The 18,494-nt window shown below is 66.5% G+C and carries 18 protein-coding genes; 4 read left to right on the forward strand and 14 right to left on the reverse strand.

Annotated features, from left to right (window positions below; translation table 11 throughout):
• The 11 genes from MA09_RS11290 to MA09_RS11340 all read right to left on the reverse strand — a co-directional run bounded on the left by MA09_RS11290 (window position 1) and on the right by MA09_RS11340 (window position 9,793).
• Window positions 1-1,485, reverse strand: a complete 1,485-nt coding sequence (locus tag MA09_RS11290) for an MFS transporter (RefSeq protein WP_036248295.1) — start codon at window positions 1,483-1,485, stop codon at window positions 1-3.
• A 203-nt stretch (window positions 1,486-1,688) separates the two neighbouring features.
• Window positions 1,689-1,967 carry a monovalent cation/H(+) antiporter subunit G gene (locus MA09_RS11295; RefSeq protein WP_051933376.1) on the reverse strand — a complete coding sequence of 93 codons (279 nt, stop codon included), beginning with the start codon at window positions 1,965-1,967 and terminating at the stop codon, window positions 1,689-1,691.
• Window positions 1,964-2,230, reverse strand: a complete 267-nt coding sequence (locus tag MA09_RS11300) for a monovalent cation/H+ antiporter complex subunit F (RefSeq protein ID WP_036248297.1) — start codon at window positions 2,228-2,230, stop codon at window positions 1,964-1,966. The genes MA09_RS11295 and MA09_RS11300 overlap by 4 nt, the downstream gene beginning before the upstream one ends.
• Window positions 2,227-2,568 (reverse strand): Na+/H+ antiporter subunit E, encoded by a 342-nt coding sequence (locus MA09_RS23685; protein ID WP_051933377.1) that lies wholly within the window; start codon window positions 2,566-2,568, stop codon window positions 2,227-2,229. Before MA09_RS23685 ends, MA09_RS11300 begins: the two co-directional genes overlap by 4 nt.
• On the reverse strand, window positions 2,565-4,049 hold the full coding sequence (locus tag MA09_RS11310; RefSeq protein ID WP_036248300.1) for a complex I subunit 5 family protein: 1,485 nt from the start codon (window positions 4,047-4,049) through the stop codon (window positions 2,565-2,567). The genes MA09_RS23685 and MA09_RS11310 overlap by 4 nt, the downstream gene beginning before the upstream one ends.
• Window positions 4,046-4,432: a sodium:proton antiporter gene (locus MA09_RS11315; protein WP_051933378.1), complete on the reverse strand. Its 387-nt coding sequence runs from the start codon at window positions 4,430-4,432 to the stop codon at window positions 4,046-4,048. The genes MA09_RS11310 and MA09_RS11315 overlap by 4 nt, the downstream gene beginning before the upstream one ends.
• Entirely contained in the window at window positions 4,429-4,854 is a 426-nt protein-coding gene (locus tag MA09_RS11320) for an MnhB domain-containing protein (protein WP_036248303.1), read from the reverse strand. Before MA09_RS11320 ends, MA09_RS11315 begins: the two co-directional genes overlap by 4 nt.
• A complete protein-coding gene (mbhE, locus tag MA09_RS11325; protein WP_051933379.1) occupies window positions 4,851-7,109 on the reverse strand; it encodes a hydrogen gas-evolving membrane-bound hydrogenase subunit E in 2,259 nt (752 codons plus the stop codon). The genes MA09_RS11320 and mbhE overlap by 4 nt, the downstream gene beginning before the upstream one ends.
• 12 nt (window positions 7,110-7,121) lie before the next feature.
• On the reverse strand, window positions 7,122-8,216 hold the full coding sequence (locus MA09_RS11330; protein WP_036248306.1) for a calcium/sodium antiporter: 1,095 nt from the start codon (window positions 8,214-8,216) through the stop codon (window positions 7,122-7,124).
• Window positions 8,217-8,345: 129 nt separating this feature from the next.
• Window positions 8,346-9,329 carry a TerC family protein gene (locus tag MA09_RS11335; RefSeq protein WP_036248309.1) on the reverse strand — a complete coding sequence of 328 codons (984 nt, stop codon included), beginning with the start codon at window positions 9,327-9,329 and terminating at the stop codon, window positions 8,346-8,348.
• Window positions 9,330-9,364: 35 nt separating this feature from the next.
• The gene (locus MA09_RS11340; RefSeq protein ID WP_036248311.1) at window positions 9,365-9,793 is read right to left on the reverse strand and encodes a TerB family tellurite resistance protein; all 429 of its coding nucleotides are present in this window, start codon (window positions 9,791-9,793) and stop codon (window positions 9,365-9,367) included.
• A gap of 105 nt (window positions 9,794-9,898) precedes the next feature.
• Here MA09_RS11340 and MA09_RS11345 point away from each other — a divergent pair, with 105 nt between their 5' ends.
• From MA09_RS11345 to MA09_RS24580, 4 genes are all read left to right on the forward strand, one after another.
• The gene (locus MA09_RS11345) at window positions 9,899-10,795 is read left to right on the forward strand and encodes a LysR family transcriptional regulator (RefSeq protein ID WP_036248313.1); all 897 of its coding nucleotides are present in this window, start codon (window positions 9,899-9,901) and stop codon (window positions 10,793-10,795) included.
• Window positions 10,796-10,960: 165 nt separating this feature from the next.
• Entirely contained in the window at window positions 10,961-12,517 is a 1,557-nt protein-coding gene (locus MA09_RS11350) for a methyl-accepting chemotaxis protein (protein ID WP_051933380.1), read from the forward strand.
• A 269-nt stretch (window positions 12,518-12,786) separates the two neighbouring features.
• Window positions 12,787-14,244: a serine hydrolase gene (locus tag MA09_RS11355; RefSeq protein WP_051933381.1), complete on the forward strand. Its 1,458-nt coding sequence runs from the start codon at window positions 12,787-12,789 to the stop codon at window positions 14,242-14,244.
• Window positions 14,245-14,349: 105 nt separating this feature from the next.
• Window positions 14,350-14,613 carry a hypothetical protein gene (locus tag MA09_RS24580; RefSeq protein ID WP_152594626.1) on the forward strand — a complete coding sequence of 88 codons (264 nt, stop codon included), beginning with the start codon at window positions 14,350-14,352 and terminating at the stop codon, window positions 14,611-14,613.
• A gap of 77 nt (window positions 14,614-14,690) precedes the next feature.
• Here MA09_RS24580 and MA09_RS11360 read toward each other — a convergent pair whose 3' ends face one another.
• The 3 genes from MA09_RS11360 to MA09_RS11370 form a co-directional block, all read right to left on the reverse strand.
• Entirely contained in the window at window positions 14,691-15,926 is a 1,236-nt protein-coding gene (locus MA09_RS11360; protein WP_036248315.1) for a type II secretion system F family protein, read from the reverse strand.
• 14 nt (window positions 15,927-15,940) lie between these two features.
• Complete coding sequence (gene pilB / locus MA09_RS11365) at window positions 15,941-17,668, reverse strand: type IV-A pilus assembly ATPase PilB (RefSeq protein WP_036248318.1); 1,728 nt, start codon at window positions 17,666-17,668, stop codon at window positions 15,941-15,943.
• Between the two features lie 260 nt (window positions 17,669-17,928).
• A complete protein-coding gene (locus tag MA09_RS11370; RefSeq protein ID WP_036248320.1) occupies window positions 17,929-18,486 on the reverse strand; it encodes an ATP-dependent Clp protease proteolytic subunit in 558 nt (185 codons plus the stop codon).
• Window positions 18,487-18,494: the final 8 nt, after the last annotated feature.

Here is an 18,494-nt window from a genome sequence, read left to right on the forward strand (position 1 = left end):
TCAATGCTGGGCGGACGTGCGGCGCTCGCCGAGTTCGCGCTCGATCTGCAGCTCGACGTTCTTCCGGATGTCGTACAGCCCGAGGATGGCGACGCCGAGCAGGAAGGGAATCGATGCCCACACGCTGACCGACAGCAGGATCCCGTTCGCCGTCTCGGGCGCCTGGGCCGGCAGCGAAGCGTCATAGCCGTAGTGCGACAGCAGGGCCGCCACCAGGGCGCCGCCGATGCTCAGGCCTGCCTTGAGGCCGAAGATCATCGCCGAGAACAGCAGGGCGGTGGCGCGCCGGTTGTTCTTCCATTCCGAGTAGTCGGCGACGTCGGCGATCATGGCCCACAGCAGGGGAATCGTGATGCCGTAGAAGAAGCCGTGCAGCAGCTGGCTCAGGAAGACCGGGCCGATGGACTCGGGCGGGAAGAAGTACAGGGCCAGCATGAAGATGGTCGAGACCAGCAGCGCGGCGCCGAACACGTCGCGCTTGCCGAAGCGGTCCGCCAGCGGCTTGGAGAAGCCGATCCCGATGATCATCATGATGATGCCGACGGCATTGAAGACGCTGAAGCCCGAGGTGGCGGCGTCCTTCGGCCAGTGGAAGGCCGTCAGGCCGACGCTGGCCAGCACCGCGTTCAGTCCGGCGATGAAGGCATTGAAGCCGATGTTCTCGAGAAAAGCCGCGAGGTGGGCTTCGCTCAGGTAGGAGTTGAAGTAGTAGACATAGGTGCCGCCTTTCAGGGCGAGCGTGATGAACACCAGGATCGTCAGGACCAGCATCACGACCCAGGGCCGGTTGCCCAGCAGGTCGACGATATCCTGGCGGATGCTGGAGCGCTGCGTCGGCGCCGGAACCACCCGCTCGCGGGTGGTGAAGAAGGTGATGAGGAAGAAGACGGTGCCGACGATCGCGAACACGGTCATCACGTTCTGGAAGCCGAGTGCCTTGTCCCCGCCGCCCGCGATCAGCACCAGCGGCAGCAGCAGGACCTGGATGATGAACTGGGCGACCATCACGGCGGTGAAGCGGTAGGCCGACAGGCTGTTGCGCTCCGCCATGCTGCCGGTCAGGACACCGCTCAGGGCCGAGTAGGGCAGGTTGTTGGCCGAGTAGACCAGCATCAGGAGGATATAGGTCAGCAGCGCATAGATGACCTTGCCCTGCTGCCCGAGATCGGGCGTGCTGAATGCCAGCAGCGCGGTGAGCCCGAAGGGAATCGAGGTCCACAGGATCCAGGGACGGAACTTGCCCCAGCGCGTGTGGGTGCGGTCCGCCAGCAGGCCCATGATGGGATTGAAGCAGGCGCCGACGATACCGCCGATGAAGATGATGGAAGCTGCCGTGCTGGGGGGAACCTTGTACACGTCCGTGTAGAAGAAGGCGATGAAGGTCAGCAGGGTCTGGAAGATCAGGTTGGCGGCAAGGTCGCCGAGGCTGTAGCCGAGCTTTTCGATTGCTCCCAGCCGTGAAGGTATCGTTCGCGGATTGCTCATGATGTCTCGGTTATCGTTATAAGTCAGGCGTCTGGCGCGCCGAAACCAGTCGCTACCATTCATATATCACTAAATGATAGCGCTAGCATTCCGGATCGAGTATGGCTGAGGCTTGGAACGGAGTCAACCGGTTAGAACGAGAAGATGGCGCCGGGCGCTTGCCGCACCCGGTTGTGCCCGGATAGGTGAACGTCTTCGCCCGGCTAGGCGTCGGGCCGCGAGGCTGCGGCGCGCGCCAGCGCATGCGAAGCCACCGGGACGGTCAGGACCAACAGCAGCACCAGCAGGCCGATCCTGATCCACCAGGCGAACGAGGGCTGCAGCACGGCGAGTCCGGCCAGCATCACGCCCAGGGCCAGGGTGGCCGCCTTGGTGGCGGCGTGCTGGCGCGACAGCGCGTCGGGGAGCCGCAGCAGGCCGAGCGCCGCCACCGCGAGCAGCGCCGCGCCGAGGATGACCAGCGCCCATCCGAGCACGGTCATGGCGTGTCCTTTCCTGGCACGCCTTCCCGCAAGGCCTGGGCCCAGCAGACGGTCGCGAGGAAGGCGATCAGGGCAAAGCCGAGCGCCACGTCGAGGAAGGCCGTGTGGCCGGTGCGCGCGGCGGCGAGGAGGCAGCCGGCCACGCCGCAGGCACTGAGCAGGTCCACCGCCACCAGCCGGCTCGCCGCCCCGGGAAGGCGCCGGAAGGCTTCCAGCACCAGTAGCAGCGCCGCCCCGAGAAATAGTTCGGCCAAGATCGTCATGCTGCTTCCTCCTTGTTGAACAGGACCCGCAACGGGTCTTCGAAATGGGCACGGATTTCCCGCAGGGCGTTGTCGCCTGCGTCGCCGTCGAGCAGGTGCAGGCGTATGCATCCGCCTGCAGCGTCGACATCGACCGCCGTGGTTCCGGGCGTCAGGCTGATCAGGCAGGCAAGCACGGTGGTCGCCCCTGATCCCATCGGGGCGAAGCGGTACTCGGCGAAGCCAGGCGCGAAGGCGCGTGGCCGGTGCAGGGTGCGCCACGAGATGTGCAGGCCTGCGTGCACGACGCCGACGATCAGGCGCCACAGCAGCAGGACGGCGGCGGCGAAGCGCTTCATGGCGCCTTCCCGGCGGCCGGCGCCGCCATCGCGGCAGCGGCCGTGTCCAGGAATCCGATCAGCGGACCGGGCATCAGGCCCATGGCGAGGGCCAACAGGGCCAGCGCGCCGCAGGCGACCCAGGCTCCTGCTGGATGCGGCCCCGGGATCGCGGCGTCCGGCGTCATGGCAGCCGACACCGGGGCCGGTTTCCAGAATGCTTCGATCCAGATCTTGGCCATCGACAGCAGGGTCAGGCCGCTCGTGAACAGCGCCAGCGCCATCCACAGGTAGCGCTCCTGGCCGAAGCCTTCGCGCAGGACGAGCAGCTTGGCCCAGAAGCCGGACAGCGGAGGAAAACCCACCAGCGCAGCCGCGCTCAGCCCGAACAGGATCGCGAGCGCCGGATCGCGGCGCGCCAGTCCGCCGATACGGCGCAGGTCGAAGTGGCCGGCGCGGCGCGCGATCAGGCCTGCGACCAGGTACAGGTTGGCCTTCACCAGGATATGGTGGATGCTGAAGAACAGGGCCGCCGCGATGCCGGCCGCCCCGCCCAGCGCTGCCGCCAGCAGGATGTAGCCCATCTGGCTGACGCTGTGGAAAGCCAGGATGCGGCGCATGTCGTAGTGATACACGGCACCCATCACGCCGGCTAACATCGTGGCGGCAGCGATCCAGCCCAGTCCTGTTGCATAGGCCGGCGTGGCGTCCGGCAGTATTTCGTGCAGCACCCGCAGCAGCGCGTACGCCCCGACCTTGGTGCTCAGTGCGGTGAACAGCGCCTGGACCGGCGGCGACAGCACCGGATAGGCGGCCGGCAGCCAGAACATGAAGGGGAAGGCGCCGGTCTTGATCAGGAGCGCGACCAGCAGCAGCGCGCCCAGCAGCAAGGCGAGCGGGTCGTCGCCGCGGCCGGCCAGCGCGCTTCCCAGCGCCGCATAGTTCAGCTGCCCGGTCAGGCCGTACAGGCCGGCGACCGCGGCCAGCAGCAGGACCGTGCCGAACAGGTTGAGCACCAGGTACTTCAGGCCCGCGTCCAGCTGCGCCGGCCGGCGTCCGGCCACGACCAGGCCGAGCGCGGCGATCAGCATCACTTCGAACCACACATACAGGTTGAACAGGTCGGCGGTGGCGTAGGCGCCGCCGGCCCCGGCAAGCAGGCCGTGCGCCAGCGGAAGCCCGAGCGGCGTGCCGAGGGCGCCGCCGCGGCCCGGATAGGCCAGCGCGGCCAGGGCCAGCACGGCATTGACGGTCAGCATCAGGGCGGCGGCGCGGTCGATGCGGAAGGCGATCGCGAACGGCGCCAGCCAGCCGCCGAAGCGCGTCTCCAGCACCACGCCGCTGACGGCGCCCTGCAGCAACAGGGCGCAGCACAGCAGGAGCAGCAGCGCCCCGGCCATGCTGGCCGCCCGCTGGCGCCGCGGCCGCCGCGCCAGTGCTAGCGTCAGCGCCGCCGTGAGCAGCGGCACCAGCACCGGCGCGCTGGCCAGGGCGCCGTTCACGGCAGTTCTCCCGGGGCGCCGTCGGCGCGCGGCGCGGGTTCGGCGTGTCCGAGCGCGTCGGCATCGGTCTCGCCGTCGCGCGCACCCAGCGCCAGCGCCAGGGCGACGCCAAAGCAGGCAAGGGCGAAACCGATCACGACTGCCGTCAGCACCAGGGCTTGCGGTACCGGATTGGCCAGCGCCGCGGCCGGCCCGGTCGCACCGGCGGCGATCAGCGGCGGCGCGGCCGTCCCCAGGCGACCGGCCGCGAACACGAACAGGTTGACCGCCGAACCGAGCAGCATGATGCCCACCGCGATCGACACCAGATCGCGCGAGCAGGCCAGGTACAGGCCCGACGCTGCCACCACCGTCACGCATGCCGCGATTGCCCACTCGATCATCGCATCGCCTCCAGCAGGCGCACGCAGAAGCCGCCCAGCGCGCCCCACACGCACAGCGCCACCCCGATGTCGAACAGCAGCACGGTGGAAAGCTCGAGCGCCAGCGGCCCGGCTGCCAGCTCGCCCCACCAATGGGTGAGGAAGGCTTGTTCCTGGAAGAGCGCCGGCAGGCCGCTGGCAGCCGCCAGCGCCAGTCCCAGCGCGCTCAGGCCCAGCGGCCCGAGCGGCATCCGGGCGCGCGCTGCGGCCGTGCCGTACACCAGCGCCCGGGCGGCGGTCGCAGCCACCGCCACCAGGGCCGCGATGAAGCCGCCTCCCGGCGCGTTGTGGCCGCGCAGCAGCAGCAACAGGGCCGCTCCCAGCATGACCCAGTAGAGGAGCGATACGGCGTTTTCCAGGACGATGGAGCGCTCGGTGTTCATGGTTGTTCCTTTCTGGTGCGCAGGCGACGCGCCAGCGGCCAGGCCGCCAGCGCCGCCAGCATGACCACCGCGATCTCACCGAGCGTGTCGAGCGCACGAAAGTCGACGAGGATGACATTGACCACGTTGTGTCCGTGGGCTTGCGGCACGCTGTGTGCCAGGAAGTAGTCGGACATCGCGCTGTCGAAAGGCCGGCCGGACAGCGCCAGCAGCGCGGCGCCGAGCAGCAGGCCGAATGCGAGGGCGGTGCCGGCCCGCCAGGCCCTGGCCGGTCGCCTGCCCGCGCTGCCAAGGCGCTGGCGGTGGCGGCGCAGCGCGACCGCGGCGACCACCACGAACACGCTTTCCACGGCCAGCTGGGTCAGGGCCAGGTCGGGCGCGCCGCGGAACAGGAACACCATGGCGCTGCCGGCGCCGACCCCACCGGCGCCGAGCAGGCACTGGAGCGTATCGCGTGCGCGCGCCGCCAGCAGTGCGCCGAGGGCTGCGGTGAGGCATCCCAGCAGGACGCCGGCGCCGTCCGGCGCGAGCGGCGCCGGCGCCGGGAGGCGCAATGCGAATACCCAGGGTGCGCAGAGCGCGATCGTGGCCGCCGCCGTGATGCCCAGGTAGCGGCTCAGGCGGCCGGTCTGGAGCCTGCGCCCCAGCACGCCGGCGACCTGCCTGATGCCGTGCAGGGAAGCGACGAAGGCGGCCTCGGGGCCGGCGCGGTCGAGGAAGCGCATGCGCTCGAGCAGGCGGTGCAGGCGGTTCCATCCCGCATACACGACAAGCCCGATTCCCCAGACGACGGCGAAGCTTTCGAGGCGCAGCAGCCATTGCGGTTCGAGGGCCGCGTCGGCGCGCTCCAGGGCCGGGGAGATCATGCGTGCGGCATCCGCCACCAGCGGTTCGGCCAGCGAAGGAAACAGCCCCAGCACGATGCCGAGTCCGGCCAGCGCCAGCGGCGGCAGCGTGAGGCGCCAGGTGCCCTCGTGCGGCACATGTCCCTCGGGATGCTGCACGCGGCCGAAGAAGATGCGCAGCACCGCCACGCTGGCGACAGCCATGCCGACCGTGCTCACCAGCAGGCTGACGCCTTCGACTACCCAGATGACGTCGCTCAGCTCGCTGGCGGCCTTGATGCTGTCCTTGGCGACGAAGCCGATGGTGGCCGGCAGCCCCGCCATCGAGATGCCGGCCAGCAGGGCCGCCAGGGCGGTGACGGGCATGGCGCGGCGCAGCCCGCCCAACTGGTCGATCTGGCGGGTGCCGGTGGCGTGGTCGATGTTGCCGGCCACGAAAAACAGTGGCGCCTTGTACAGCGCATGGGCCAGCAGGAAGGCGGTGAAGGCCAGCGCACTCAGTTCGTTCGGCAGGCCGATCAGCACGGTGAGCGTGCCCAGCGCCGAAACGGTGGACCAGGCCAGGATGCGCTTCAGGTCGCGCTCGCGCGGGGCCTGCACGGCGCCCCACAGCGCAGTGAGCGTGCCGATCGAGAGCAGCGCCCCTTCCCACCACGGCACCGCGCCCATCGCTTCGTCGAAGCGGGCCATGACGTAGACGCCGAGGTTGACCATGGTGGCCGAGTGCAGGAAAGCCGAGACCGGCGTCGGCGCCGCCATCGCGCCGGGCAGCCAGAAATGGAAGGGGAACTGGGCAGACTTGGTCATGGCGCCGGCCAGCACCAGCATTGCGCCCGCCTGGAAGCGCGGGTCGGCGAGCACGGCGGGATCGAGCCGGGCCAGGTCCGACAGGCGCAGGCCGGGGGCGGCAATCAGTATCAGGACGAAGCCGGCCAGCAGCGCGAGGCCGCCGGCGCCGGTCACCAGCAGCGCCTGGCGCGCGCTGTCGCGGCTGTCCTGGCTGTCGTGCCCGAAGCCCACCAGCAGGAAGGACAGCACGCTGGTAGCTTCCCAGAACAGCAGGAGCAGGAACAGGTCGTCGGCCAGGATCGCCCCGGCCATGGCCAGCATGAAGGCGACCAGCAAGCCCATCAGCTGGCCGAGCCGGGCGTGGCCGTGCAGGTAGCCGGGCGTATAGGCCAGCACCGCCGTACCGACCACGCACACCAGCAGCAGGAACAGGCGTGCCAGGCCGTCGGCGGCGAAGCCCAGGCGCACGTCCAGCGCATCCACCCAGGACCAGGACCAGCTCGTGGGTTCACCGGGAAGGCTGGCCACGGCCGGCAGCAGTGCAAGCGGCAGCAGCCAGATCCAGCGGATCCATGCTGCCTCCGATGCTGCCTGCGCTGCCTGAGTTGTGGCCTGGACCATGTCGCGCCTCCGTCAATGCCGATGGTCGATCGCCGCGCCATGCCTGCGCAAGCGCCATTCGCGCCAGGCGACGACCGCCAGCGTCAGGGCGACCAGGGGCAGCGCCGCGACCATGACGGCGGTATAGGAGCGCAGTGCGTCGTGCTGCTGGGCCGCCAGCAGGACGTAGCCCATGTAGGCCGCATACAGCCCCAGGAACAGCGCCCCCTCCCAGCGGGCGATCAGGTTTCCCGTAAAGAAGATCGGCACGCAGGCAAACGCCACCGCGAGCATCAAGGGCAGGTCGAAGGCGAGCATGGAAGGCGCGACCGTGATTCCCGTCGCACTCGCCGCCGAGGATGCGCCAAGGACCCCGAGGATGTTGAAAACATTGCTTCCGATAGCGTTGCCGACTGCGATATCGCGCTGTCCGCGCAGCGCCGCGATGATCGACGTGGCGGCCTCGGGGAAGGACGTGCCGACCGCGACAATGGTCAGGCCGATGACCAGTTCGCTGACGCCAAGATACTGCGCGAAGCTCACCGCCGCATCCACCAGCCAGGTCGCGCCCAGTACCAGCAGGCCGAGACCGGCGCCGATGAGCAAGAGTTGCACCGCGGGGTGGCGGTCCCAGCCGCTGGAGGCGGCGCCGTCGCCGGGCAGGCCCGTGTCGCCGCCGCCGTGCTGGCGCCGCGACTGGCGGATCAGGAACACGGTGTAGGCAAGCAGCAGGCCCAGCAGCAGCAAGCCCTCGGCGCGGCCCACGTTGCCGTCGGCCGCCAGCGCGAACATCAGCACCGTGGCCCCGATCATCACCGGCACTTCCTGGCGTACCACCTGGCGCGCCACCACCAGCGGCGCGATCAGGGCGGAGGCGCCGAGGATGAGCAGGATATTGCAGATGTTGCTGCCTACGACATTGCCCAGTGCTAGGTCGGCGCGGCCGGAGACGGCCGACTGCAGGCTGACCGCGAGTTCCGGCGCACTGGTGCCGAAGGCGACTACGGTAAGCCCGACCACGAGGGGCGAAATGCCGATCGAGAGTGCGAGCCGCGAGGCACCGCGCACCATGAGCTCGGCGCCGGCGACGAGCAGGACCAGTCCGAGCAGAAACATGAATACTGTCATGCTTGCGCCTCCTTCGTACTTGCGTAAGACGAGCGAAACATCCGGCCCCCGGACGAGTCGGCGGCGCTGAGGGCGCCGCCGAGGCGTGCCCGCGGCCGGATTATATGTCGGCAGAGTTTCGGCAGGCGCTCAGATCGGCGCCTGCGCATTGCCGCGGGTGCGCCACAGCGAGTAGGCCACACCGGACAGGATCAGCAGCGCCGTCACCGACAGCGACAGTCCGGCGGGAACCTTGCCGTCGAAGACGAAGTCGCCCAGGAAGATCTTGGAACCGATGAACACCAGCACGACCGCCAGCGAGTACTTCAGGTAGGTAAAGCGCGCCATCATGGCGGCCAGCGCGAAATACAGCGCACGCAGGCCCAGCACCGCGAAAATGTTCGAGGTGTAGACGACGAAGGGATCGCTGGTGATGGCGAAGATCGCCGGCACGCTGTCGACCGCGAACACCACGTCGGTCAGTTCGACCATGCACAGCGCCAGGAACAGCGGCGTGGCGAACAGCAGCGTCTTGCCGGGGCGTGCCGGATCGGGCCGGCGCACCAGGAAGGCGTTGCCGTGGCAGCTCTCGGTGACGCGCATGCGGCGCTTGAGCCAGGCGAGCAGGGCGCTGTCGCGGATGTCCTCGCCGCTCGTCGACACGAACAGCATGCGGATGCCGGTGATCACCAGGATGGCGCCGAAGATGTACAGCGTCCAGTAGTAGTTGCTCACCAGCGCCGAGCCGGCGCCGATCATGATCCCGCGCGTGACGATGACGCCGAGGATGCCCCAGAACAGTACCCGGTGCTGGTAGGCCGGCGGAATCGCCAGTGTCGCGAAGATCAGCGAAATGACGAAGATGTTGTCCAGCGACAGGCTCTTCTCGATCAGGAAGCCGGTATAGAAGTGCAATCCCTTCTCGCTGCCGAGTTCGAACCAGACCCACAGTCCGAAGGCCAGGCCGGCGGTCAGGTACAGCGCCGACAGCTTCAGGCTTTCCTTGACCCCGATGACGTGGTCCTTCTTGTTCAGCACGCCGAGGTCGAAGGCCAGCAGGGCGACCACGATCGTGAGGAATACCAGCCAGGTCCAGGCCGGCGTGCCGAGCCACATTGCAGTGAGCATGTCCATGACGTCCTCCGCTTAACGGTAAATGGCGCCTGGCCTCAGGTGGCCAGGGCCGCCGTGGTGAAGGAATCCTCGGCTTCCGCCCGGCCGAACCAGGCCCGGGCCGCACGCCGCACCAGGGTCGCTTCGCGGCCGTCGAGATGGCCGTCTGCGTGGACGATGTCGACCATGGTCCGCCACACGCGGATCTGCAGCAGCGGATCGCGGATCTCCACCAGCAGGGCGTCCATCAGCCGTGGATCGATCTCGACCATGCCGGCGTGGCGGTTGGCCGCGGCATCGAGCAAGTCTTCGCACAGGTCGCGCAGCGTGCGGTCGAAGGTGTCGTCGTCGATGTCGACCTGCTCCAGGTAGGTGGAATGGTGCATGGCCTGGACCTCGGACGGGCTCAGATGGCCGTCGACGATCATGGTCAGGGCCAGGATGCGGCTGACTGCTTCGGGACTATTGGCGGTGTATGTGTGCATGGCGACCTCGTTGAATGAAAGTGAGATCACTATAGGAGCGCGCAAAACTAAAGTAAAATCGATTAATCTTTCGTAAAGAGTAAGTTTTATTGAGGTTTCGCCGCCATGATCAACTACAAGCACCTACATTACTTCCATGCGGTCGCCACGCACGGCACGGTGGCGCGTGCGGCCGCGCAGCTGCACGTGACGGCCCAGGCGATCAGCATGCAGCTGCAGGTGCTGGAGGAGCAGCTGGGCGAAGCACTGTTCCAGAAGAAGGGGCGGGTACTGGAACTCACCGAGGCGGGCAAGACCGTGCTGCGCTATACCGAGCAGATTTTCAATCTCGGCAACGAGCTGGAACAGGCGGTGCGGCGCGGCGTCTTCACGGGCGAGGAAACCCTGCGGGTCGGCATCTGCGACGTGATCGCCAAGACCATGGCCTTCCGCCTGCTGCAGCCGGCACGCGAGGCCGGCCTGGCGATGCGCCTGATCTGCAGGGAAGGGCGCTTCGACGACCTGGTGCTCGACCTGACCGCGCACAAGCTCGACCTCGTCATCTCCGACCAGGGTTTGCCGACCGGGGGCGCGGTGCGCGGCTACACGCGCCTGCTGGGATCGAGCACGCTGACGGTGGTGGGGCATCCTGACCTGTGCCGCGCCTGGCCCGGCGAATTCCCGCAGCGCTTGAAGAATGCCCCCTTCCTGCTGCCGGGGCAGGACGCTGCCATCCATAGCCAGCTGAAGAGCTGGTTCGAAACCAACGACCTGCGCCCGATCACGGTGGGCGAATTCGACGATGGCGCGCTGCTGAAGTCCTTTGCCCGCGCCGGCACCGGCTTCATCGTCGTGCCGACGGTGCTGAGCGAGATCGTGCGGGCCGAGAACGGGCTCGAAGCGATCGGCACCATCGACAGCATCGTCGAGCACTTCTATGCGGTGTCGGTGGAGCGGCGGGAACGGCATCCGGCGGTGCGGCGCATCCTGGATGGGGCAGGGGCGGTGTTCGGCGCAATATGACGCCGATACGAGCCGTCATGCGACTCTCCCGAACACAGGATTGCGCATTCGATATGGCAGCCAATTCACTGTCCCATATAAGGCACACTTCGCTCAAAATGAATGGTTGGCGTAAGCCTTTTGCTGTACGGTAACCCCTAGTAATAAAAAACAATAGGGGAGACGATGAACGTTCTGAGGACAATGACAGGGCGGCGCCTGGCAGCGGGCGGCGCCGGAGTGGGTCTGTCCACGGCACTGGTCTGGCTGGTGGAAACCGTGATGCCAGGCCTGCTGGGGCCAGTCAGCGGCGCGCTGTTCACGGGCAGCGTGACGCTGGGGGCTGTCGTGAGCGCCGGTGGCGCAAAAGCCGACCGAAACGGCTTTGCCGACGTGGTCAGTCAATCGATCGACGACATCATGATCGGCGCGGCGGAGACATCTTACTTCGTCGATTCGGTGAAGAAGAAAATCGAGAAAGACGTCGAGACCGCCAGCAGGGTGGTTCAGGATGCGCAGCGTGTCGCGCATGGCACGATCGAGATCGCCGACCACGCCGAACGTGCGCTGGCGATCGCCGCCGGGATGCGCAGCGAGAGCGTGGCTGGCCGCGCCCAGGTCGACGAGGGCCTGGTGCGCATCAGCAGCGCCCGTCATGAGGCGCAGCAGGCGGCCGGCCTGATGAATGAGCTGCAGGGAAAATCCAGGGCGATTGCCGGCTTTACCCAGGTGATTACTGAAATTTCTGCGCGCACCAATCTGTTGGCGCTGAACGCCGCCATCGAAGCGGCGCGGGCAGGCGAACATGGACGCGGCTTCGCCGTGGTGGCAGGGGAAGTGCGCCAGTTGGCCTTGCGCACCAAGGACGCCACCGACGAAATCAGTACGATGGTCAAGTCCATCAACGAGCAGGCCGAAAAAGCCGCCGACGGCATGGGTTCGCTGGCCTCCGTGGTGCACGAGGCCACTGCCAACGTCGAGCGGGTCCATGCTCAGCTCAGCCATATCGAGCAGTCGTCGATCGAATCGGAACGGCAGATCGAGCTGATCGCCAGGGAAGCGAGGATGCATGTCCAGACCACTGGCGACATCAGTCAGGCGCTACTTGAGATCCGCGACAGCATGCTGTCTACCGACAAGGAACTGCCGCGTGCAACGGAATCGGCCATGGCCCTGGCGGGCAAGGCGGAAGACATCGCCGGAGCATTGTCGGAATCGAGTGCTAAAACGCCGCACGATGCGATCCGCGTGGCCGCCCAGGAAACCGCGGCGCAGATCGGACAGCTGTTCAGCGATGCCATCAAGACGGGCAAGATCAGCCGCGCAGACCTGTTCGACCGCAGCTATACACCGATCCCGGATACCAACCCGCCCAAGTACACCACCAGGTTCGATGCCTTCACCGACCGCGTCTTGCCGCCCATCCAGGAGGCGCTGCTCGAGCGCCTGCCCCAGCTTGCCTTTGCCGGCGCGGTGGACAATAACGGCTATTTCCCGACCCACAACAAGAAGTTTTCCAAGCCGCTGACGGGCAATTACGACGTCGATATCGTCAACAACCGTACCAAGCGAATCTTCAATGACCGCACGGGGGCGCGTTGTGGCGCGAACACCAAGCCTTTTGTGCTGCAGACTTACAAGCGCGATACCGGCGAGGTGATGCATGACATGTCGGCGCCCATCTATGTCGATGGGAAGCACTGGGGTGGGTTCCGGATTGGCTATCGTTCCAGCGTGGCGTAGGAGTGGGGGCAGCGCCGGCGTCCGTGCCGGTGAAACAGGCAAGGTCGCGCAGTAGCTTGCAGGCTAGGCAAACTACTGCGCCACTGGCAGGTGTAGCCGGAGGTAGTCGACGTCCAGGCTGGAACCGAGGCCTGGCTTTCCAAGGGGCGGTGTTCGGGCGCGCCCTGAATCCGGGATCTCGTATGCATGGTAAATAAATAACAGACAGTCATTCTCCGGGCATTGCAACATGCTAGAGTGCAACAGCTTAAACTCTCAATGCCCAGCCCATGTCCCCTTTCAGCACCCGCCTCGCTGCCGTTGCCGCACTCTTCGCTTCATTCACCCCTGCATGGGCTCACGACACCCTCGACGAACGCATCGCGCGGGTCGAGAACGGACTCAGGCTGCGGTTCGCCATCCAGGGCCGCCCCGTGTCGACAGCCAGCATCGCCCAGCGCATGGCGGCCTTGAACGTGCCAGGGGTGAGCGTAGCGGTCATCAATCACGGCAAGATCGAGTGGGCGCGCGGATACGGCGTCGTCGAAGCGGGCGGCAGTCGCGCGGTCGGCACCGAGACGCTGTTCCAGGCCGCATCCATCAGCAAACCTGTTGCCGCGCTTGGGGCGCTCCACCTAGTGGAACAGGGGAAGCTGTCGCTGGACGAGGACGTCAATCACAAGCTGATCGGGTGGAAGTTGCCTGCCGGGGCGCAGACTGCCGAGTCCCCCGTTACCATGCGCAAGCTGCTCAACCACAGCGCCGGAGCCACGGTGCATGGCTTCCGCGGCTACGCGGCAGGCGAGGCCGTGCCGACCCTGCCGCAGCTGCTGGACGGCGCCAAGCCGGCCAACTCCGCCCCGGTGCGTGTCGATCTCCCACCCGGCAGCCAATCGCGCTACTCCGGCGGCGGCTTCAGCGTCGCCCAGCTGCTCATGACCAGCGTCTCCGGCAAGGACTTCGCCCCGCTCATGACGGACATCGTGCTCGCGCCGCTGGGCATGAAACACAGCACCTATGCGCAACCCCTGCCACTTGCCCTGCACGGTGCGGCGGCCACTGGCCACGACGGCAACGGCAAGCCGGTCAATGGCAAGTGGCATACCCATCCGGAACAAGCGGCTGCCGGCCTGTGGACGACACCCTCCGATCTTGCCCGCTTTGCGATCGAACTGCAGCAGGCCAATGCCGGGAAGTCGAACAAGCTGATTTCACAGGAAATGGCCACCCAGATGCTGACCCGTTTGAAGGGCAACTTTGGTCTTGGCATCGAGGTCCGCGAGGTCGCCGGGGAGCGCTTGTTCATGCATGGCGGTGCCAACCGGGGTTACCGGGCGATGCTGCACGCCCTCACCGATGCGGGCCAGGGCGCCGTCGTGATGACCAACAGCGACGGCGGCGGCGCCCTTGCGCTGGAAATCCTGCGCAGCATTGCTGCCGAATACGGCTGGAAGGACTTGCGTGTGATCGAGAAGCCAGTCGCGCCGGTGAGCACCGCGACGCTGGCCCGCTACGCCGGCAACTATCAGATTGGTCCGATGAAGATTGCCGTAACCAGCAGCGGAGATCGCCTGATCGTCACCGCCCCGCCGTTCGGCGCGCAAACGCGCGAATTTTTCCCGGCCAGCGAGACTGCCTTTTTCAACCTGAACGATGGGGCCGAATTTGCTTTCGAAGCAAACAAGGATGGCAAGTTCGACATGATCATCAATGCCGGCCAGGCGCAAAGGGCGACTCCCGTCCCGTGAGCTGATCAGGAGCGAGTCTACGGATACTGCACAAGAGGATGGTCCCATGATGCTCGCCCCGTTCGGTCGCACCACACTCGCCTTTGCGCTATGTGCAGCAGTTCCGTGCACGGACAGCAGTCCGAGCCGGGCAGTGTCGTAGCGACGCCCCATGCGGCGGGCAAGCCGCAGGGCGCGCCGCGCAGCAAGGGTGCCTGCGGTCCCTGCTGCGGAAGGAATCGCGCGGCAGAGGCACGTGCGACGCAAGGCATCTCGGCCGCCAACCCGGCCAATCCCTATGTCGGCAAGGATCGCTACGACAATGTGGCGGTCCGGGAGGGGACGCTGTTCTACTCGCTCACGCCGCGCTCGTCGCCCGGATGGCCGTGAGCTATCCCACGCTGTCTCCTGCCGATGCCGCCAGGCTCAGCCCGGAAAGGATCAGGCCGATCCGAGCGTCGGAAGGATCAAACCACCGAGCCCAATTTGAAGATCGGCATGTACATCGCAATCACCAGGCCGCCGATCAAGACGCCCAGGATCACCATGATCAGCGGCTCCATCAGCGAGGACAGCGCGGCCACGGCTTCATCCACTTCCTCTTCGAAGAAGTCGGCCACCTTGCCCAGCATGGCGTCGAGCGAGCCGGATTCCTCGCCGATCTGCACCATCTGGATGACCATGTTGGGGAACACGTTCGCGTTCTGCATCGAGATCGTCAGGCTGGTGCCGGTGCTGACTTCGGTCTGGATCTTCTTGGTCGCTTCCAGGTAGACGTCGTTGCCGGAGGCGCCGCCGACCGAATCGAGCGCCTCGACCAGCGGCACGCCGGCCGCGAACATGGTCGACAGGGTGCGGGTCCAGCGCGCGATGGTGGCCTTGCGAATCACGGCGCCGAAGATCGGCAGGCGCAGCAGGATGCGGTCCATCGCCTGCTGCACCTTGCGCGAGCGCTTCCAGGCCTGGAAGAAGAAGTACAGGCCGGCGAACATCGAGCCGAAGATCAGCCACCACCAGGCAACGACGAAGTCCGAGATGCCCATCACGATCAGGGTCGGGGCGGGCAGGTCGGCGCCGAAGGTCGAGAACACTTCCTTGAAGGCGGGGACCACCCAGATCATGATGACCGCCGTGACGACGAAGGCGATCGCGATGATCGAGATCGGGTACATCAGGGCCGACTTGATCTTGCTCTTGATCGCCAGCGTCTTCTCCTTGTAGATCGCCAGGCGCGTCAGCAAGTCTTCCAGGATGCCGGCCTGTTCGCCGGCGCCCACCAGGTTGCAGAACAGCGGGTCGAAGTAGACCGGGTACTTGCGGAAGGCGTTGTTCAGGCTGGTGCCGGTCTCGACGTCGTTGCGCAGGTCCATGATCAGCTTCGACATGGACGGGTTGGCGTGGCCCTTGCCGACGATGTCGAAGGACTGCAGCAGCGGTACGCCGGCCTTCATCATGGTGGCCAACTGGCGCGTGAAGAGGGTCAGGTCCTTGTCGGTGATCTTGCGCCCGCTGCGGTAGGCCTTCTTCTTGACCTTGGTGACCAGGATGCCCTGGCGGCGCAGCGTGACGTTGACGATCGCCTCGCCGCCGGCGCGCAGTTCGCCGCGCACGGTCTTGCCGGTCTTGTCCTTGCCTTCCCAGGCGTAGACCGCTTCCTTGACCTGCGCTGTCGCGCGGTTCCGGGTTTGTAGGGAGGTTGCCATAGTGTTCCAATCGCCTATTCGTTGGTGCAGCCGAGCACTTCTTCGAGACTGGTGAGTCCTTGTTTTACCTTCATCAGGCCGGAGCGGCGCAGCGAGTTCACGCCTTCCTTCTCGGCCTGCTCGGCGATCTGCATCGAATTGCCGTGGGCGAGGATCAGGGCCTCGATGCTTGGGGTGATCGGCATGATCTGGTAGATGCCGACGCGGCCCTTGTAGCCGGAGCCGAGGCAGCGGTCGCAGCCCACCGGGCCGTAGGGCTTCCAGCCGCCTTCCAGGTCGCTTTCGCGGTAGCCGGCCGCCAGCAGCACCTCGCGCGAGGTCTCGAGCGGCTGCTTGCAGGTGCACAGGCGGCGCGCCAGGCGCTGCGCCGTGATCAGGATGACCGAAGAAGCGATGTTGAAGGGCGCCACGCCCATGTTCATCAGGCGCGTCAGGGTCGAGGGCGCGTCGTTGGTGTGCAGGGTCGAGAACACCATGTGGCCGGTCTGGGCGGCCTTGATCGCGATGTCGGCGGTTTCCAGGTCGCGGATCTCGCCGACCATGATGATGTCGGGGTCCTGGCGCAGGAACGACTTCAGCGCCACCGGGAAGGTGAGGCCGGCCTTGTCATTGACGTTGACCTGGTTCACGCCGGGCAGGTTGATTTCGGCCGGGTCTTCGGCCGTGGAGATGTTGATGCCCGGCTTGTTCAGCAAATTCAGGCAGGTGTACAGCGAGACGGTCTTGCCCGAACCGGTCGGGCCGGTGACCAGCACCATGCCATAGGGGCGCGTGATCGCGTCCAGCAGCAGCGCCTTCTGCTCGGGATCGTAGCCGAGCGCGTCGATGCCCATCTGCGCCTGGGTGGCGTCGAGGATACGCATGACCGTCTTTTCGCCGAACAGCGTGGGCAGGGTGGAGACGCGCAGGTCGATGGTGCGGGTCGGGCCGACGATCAGGCGCATGCGGCCGTCCTGCGGCACGCGCTTTTCCGAGATGTCGAGCTTGGCCAGCACCTTGATGCGCGAGACCAGCTTGTCGCGGATCGACAGCGGCGGGTTGGCGTGGTCGCGCAGCACCCCGTCCACGCGCATGCGGATGCGGTAGTACTTCTCGTAGGGCTCGAAATGGATGTCCGAGGCGCCCAGTTGCACCGCGTCCATCAGGATCTTGTTCAGGAAGCGCACGATCGGCGCATCCTCGACGTCGTTGCTGGCGTCGGGCGGCGCCACCGGCTGCGTTTCCTCTTCGGCGAATTCGATGTCGGCGTCGTCGCCTACCAGCTCGTTCAGGCTCGCTTCGGCGCTCTTGGCCAGCTTGTCGAGCAGCTTGAGCAGGACGTCGTGGGCGACGATCACCGGCTCCACCGACGCCTCGCTCTGGAACTTGATCTGGTCCAGGGCCTGGATATTGGTCGGGTCGGACAGCGCCACCGACATCTTGTTGCCGCGCTTGGCCAGGGCGATGACGCGTTGCGCCTGCATCAGCTTGGCGTCGATGGCGGCGCTGGGGATGGCGTCGGGCGCGAAGCACGACAGGTCGAGCAGCGGGTAGCCGAAGGTTTCGGCGCAGAAGCTGGCCAGGGCGCCAGGCTCGATGATGCCGCTCTCGAGCAGGGCATCGATGAAAGGGGTCTTGTCGGCGACGGCCTTTTTTTGCAGCGCGTCCGCCTGTCCGGGACTCAGCCGGCCGGCCTGCACGAGCGCCCGCGCGAGGCCCGACAGGGGCGCACCGGTGATCGTGTTGGGGAGGACTGCTGCCATAGGGACTGGGCTGAAAGGACGAAGTTTTACCCGGGGGGGATTCTCTGATGATGCCTACAGGCATCAAATTTGTAAAGGTTCCTGTGTCCTGGAAGATGCGTGCGCGCCACGCAGACAGGCTGTCACGCGGGGCTTTATGGTGCGGCCGATAACGCTTGTGGTTGCCACGACAAGCATTATGGTTGAGCTGACAAGGGATGACTTGATGCAGTTCGGGCAGGAGCTGCCAGGGCCATGGTGTCGCGGAAGCCGTGCTACATTCAGTTCCACCAGTGGCAAGTCGCGCCTGCCGGCGGTAGCTTTGCCTGCACGGCCCCGTGGACGATACCGGCCTTGACCGCTTCTTCGGCGTCGAAGATGCGGGCGTTGCCCGTCAGGTTGCTGCGGATGTCGGTGGCGCAGCCGGCAGCCGTGGTGGCGTCGAGGAAGATGCGGGCGTAGCGTTCGGCGTCGAAATCGAGGCAGTCGCGCCACTCGGACACGCGCGAATGGTCGGCCGCGACCAGGCTGCCGAAGCCCCAGTGCAGCGGGTGGATCAGGAAGCGCGTGCCGGGGCAGGCGTAGCGCGTCGAGCCGGCCAGGAAGATGACCACGGCTACCGATTCCACGCTGCCGATGTTGTGGGTGGTGAGCGGCACCGGGAGCGACTTCAGGAAGAAATACAGCGCGAAGCCAGCGGTCATGTTGCCGCCCTCGCTGGACATGTGCAATTCGATCTCGGTCGCACCGTTCTGCAGCGCCTGCAAGCAGTTATTGCGGATGCCGCTCGCGGAATTATGGTTGATCGGTCCGATGAAATGAACGATGTGCGATGCCATGGGCTCTC

Source organism: Massilia sp. BSC265 (genome assembly GCF_000740675.1).
Taxonomy (GTDB): Bacteria; Pseudomonadota; Gammaproteobacteria; order Burkholderiales; family Burkholderiaceae_D; genus Telluria.

Bases quoted from the DNA above. Each gene is read 5' to 3' on its own strand.
- MA09_RS11290 (WP_036248295.1), bottom strand. From the start codon at position 1,485: ATGAGCAATCCGCGAACGATACCTTCACGGCTGGGAGCAATCGAAAAG.
- MA09_RS11295 (WP_051933376.1), bottom strand. From the start codon at position 1,967: ATGACCGTGCTCGGATGGGCGCTGGTCATCCTCGGCGCGGCGCTGCTC.
- MA09_RS11300 (WP_036248297.1), bottom strand. From the start codon at position 2,230: ATGACGATCTTGGCCGAACTATTTCTCGGGGCGGCGCTGCTACTGGTG.
- MA09_RS23685 (WP_051933377.1), bottom strand. From the start codon at position 2,568: ATGAAGCGCTTCGCCGCCGCCGTCCTGCTGCTGTGGCGCCTGATCGTC.
- MA09_RS11315 (WP_051933378.1), bottom strand. From the start codon at position 4,432: ATGATCGAGTGGGCAATCGCGGCATGCGTGACGGTGGTGGCAGCGTCG.
- MA09_RS11320 (WP_036248303.1), bottom strand. From the start codon at position 4,854: ATGAACACCGAGCGCTCCATCGTCCTGGAAAACGCCGTATCGCTCCTC.
- mbhE (WP_051933379.1), bottom strand. From the start codon at position 7,109: ATGGTCCAGGCCACAACTCAGGCAGCGCAGGCAGCATCGGAGGCAGCA.
- MA09_RS11330 (WP_036248306.1), bottom strand. From the start codon at position 8,216: ATGACAGTATTCATGTTTCTGCTCGGACTGGTCCTGCTCGTCGCCGGC.
- MA09_RS11335 (WP_036248309.1), bottom strand. From the start codon at position 9,329: ATGGACATGCTCACTGCAATGTGGCTCGGCACGCCGGCCTGGACCTGG.
- MA09_RS11340 (WP_036248311.1), bottom strand. From the start codon at position 9,793: ATGCACACATACACCGCCAATAGTCCCGAAGCAGTCAGCCGCATCCTG.
- MA09_RS11345 (WP_036248313.1), top strand. From the start codon at position 9,899: ATGATCAACTACAAGCACCTACATTACTTCCATGCGGTCGCCACGCAC.
- MA09_RS11350 (WP_051933380.1), top strand. From the start codon at position 10,961: ATGAACGTTCTGAGGACAATGACAGGGCGGCGCCTGGCAGCGGGCGGC.
- MA09_RS11355 (WP_051933381.1), top strand. From the start codon at position 12,787: ATGTCCCCTTTCAGCACCCGCCTCGCTGCCGTTGCCGCACTCTTCGCT.
- MA09_RS11360 (WP_036248315.1), bottom strand. From the start codon at position 15,926: ATGGCAACCTCCCTACAAACCCGGAACCGCGCGACAGCGCAGGTCAAG.
- pilB (WP_036248318.1), bottom strand. From the start codon at position 17,668: ATGGCAGCAGTCCTCCCCAACACGATCACCGGTGCGCCCCTGTCGGGC.
- MA09_RS11370 (WP_036248320.1), bottom strand. From the start codon at position 18,486: ATGGCATCGCACATCGTTCATTTCATCGGACCGATCAACCATAATTCC.